Consider the following 1,680-nt stretch of genomic DNA (forward strand, 5'->3'; position numbering starts at 1 on the left):
TATTACATCCCTAATTGAAAGCATTGCCTTCCAGACAAATATTCTGGCCTTAAACGCCGCAGTGGAGGCCGCCCGGGCAGGTGAAGAAGGGCGGGGATTTGCCGTGGTGGCGGGTGAAGTCAGGACGCTTGCAAAGCGTAGTGCGAGAGCTGCGCATGACATCAAACTACTGATGGTGGAGGCAGTAAGTGTTGTTGACAGCGGCGTGGTCGCCGCCGCAGATGCAGGGCACAGCATAATGAAAATTGTCAGTATGGTGGGTGAGCTGGCGGAATCCATAGATAATATATCACTGGCTTCATCCGAACAGATGCAGGGTATCTCCCAGATCAGCATTGCCGTCAGTCAGATGGATGGAGTAACCCAGAATAATGCCGCGCTGGTTGAGGAATCCTCGTCTGCCTCACAGTCACTGTCTGAACAGGCACACGCGCTGCGCGAAATGGTTGAAGCCTTCAGGGTATAAGGTCTTTGAGAAGAGGGTGTGGGTTAATTATTCGCTGCGGTTTAGTCGGACACTTTGCTACATAAGGTCAGGGGCTGTACAGAATTTAAGTCACAATAAGACCTGTGACACATCATAATATTAAATTTTGAACAAAGTTTTAATCAGCAGACATTTTTCCCGGAGATCCCGGTGATATTGAGTCTGGACAATGCCGATCAGCACTATCATATCCCGCTGCTGCTCAGTCAGTAAGGGTGCTCGACTTACCGGGGCAACTGAGTCGGTCAGGCACACCAAGTTTCATCAGGGAAACATTTGATAAAAAAACCGGCGCGTCGCTGGTTTTTATCAGGGGTACCCAATGCCTACCATTTGAACTGATTAGAGTCTTCCCAGTCCTTCAGCTCTTTCTCAGCCTGCTCCTTGCCGTAACCGTAGCGTTCCAAGATACGGCCGACCAACTGGTCGCGTTTCCCTTCCGCCACGTCCATGTCGTCATCGGTGAGTTTGCCCCATTGTTCCTTAACTTTGCCTTTGAACTGCTTCCAGTTTCCGCTGATGCGATCTTCGTTCATGCTGTTCTCCTTGATTGATGGTCTGTGGCCTCAGGGGCTTCATGCAGAGCTTTGTGCTAAACAGTATGAATCATCATGATAAATTTTCCTGCACAACGTCACATTCCCCGATTTTTTCTGAAGGATGACCAGCCGAAACGGCAGGCGTGGCTGACAGAAAGACTCCTCTCCGGCTACGTGCCGGCATCACCCAGCTATCCCCACCGCGGCTTGCAGGGGAAAAATGCTCTGCGTGATATATTTATCTTATATTACTGTTATTTATGACAATTAATGTCACTACCCCCCTATCATCCTATCCTGAATGGCTTGGCAAAAACTCAGAAATTATCCCCTTCATGAGTGGCTTCTCGACAGCAGCGAGGCACGCTGTCCCCCCTCCCAGATGATCAGCGCAAGCATGGCCAGCGCGCCCATGACGGCAAACGCAGCGGAATAGGAGTAGTGTGAAATCAGCGTGCCCGTCATGGCCGGGCTCAGGGCGGCGCCGGCACCCTGCATAAGCAGGATAAAGCTCTGGCCGGCATTGGTGTGCCCTTTACCGTCAAGCACCCTGACCACAAAGCCCGGCACAGCAACCCCGAGAAGACCGGCCGCCATACCGTCCAGTATCTGGATGGCGGGCATGAAGGCGATGCCGTCACCGAGGGAGGCTAC

Annotated in this window: 2 protein-coding genes and 2 pseudogenes; 2 read left to right on the top strand and 2 right to left on the bottom strand. The window is 52.0% G+C overall.

Annotation, left to right across the window (positions count from 1 at the left end; genetic code table 11):
* Positions 1–466 (top strand): methyl-accepting chemotaxis protein (locus H7A81_RS27135; protein ID WP_255479063.1); only part of this gene is annotated, 466 nt, incomplete at its 5' end.
* Positions 467–607: 141 nt separating this feature from the next.
* Positions 608–700: pseudogene (locus H7A81_RS27140) on the top strand (hydroxyisourate hydrolase); the annotation flags it as partial.
* A gap of 113 nt (positions 701–813) precedes the next feature.
* On the opposite strand, the gene H7A81_RS27145 reads toward H7A81_RS27140, so the two are convergent.
* Both H7A81_RS27145 and H7A81_RS27150 read right to left on the bottom strand, forming a co-directional pair.
* Positions 814–1,023, bottom strand: coding sequence for a CsbD family protein (locus tag H7A81_RS27145; RefSeq protein WP_182059323.1), 210 nt, complete (start codon positions 1,021–1,023; stop codon positions 814–816).
* Positions 1,024–1,359: 336 nt separating this feature from the next.
* Positions 1,360–1,680: pseudogene (locus tag H7A81_RS27150) on the bottom strand (MFS transporter); the annotation flags it as partial.

Origin of the sequence: Pantoea sp. ME81, assembly GCF_903970985.1 — a bacterium.
Taxonomy (GTDB): Bacteria; Pseudomonadota; Gammaproteobacteria; order Enterobacterales; family Enterobacteriaceae; genus Pantoea; species Pantoea communis.

Excerpts from the sequence above, each read along its gene's own strand:
- H7A81_RS27145 (WP_182059323.1), bottom strand. The coding sequence starts at position 1,023 with ATGAACGAAGATCGCATCAGCGGAAACTGGAAGCAGTTCAAAGGCAAA.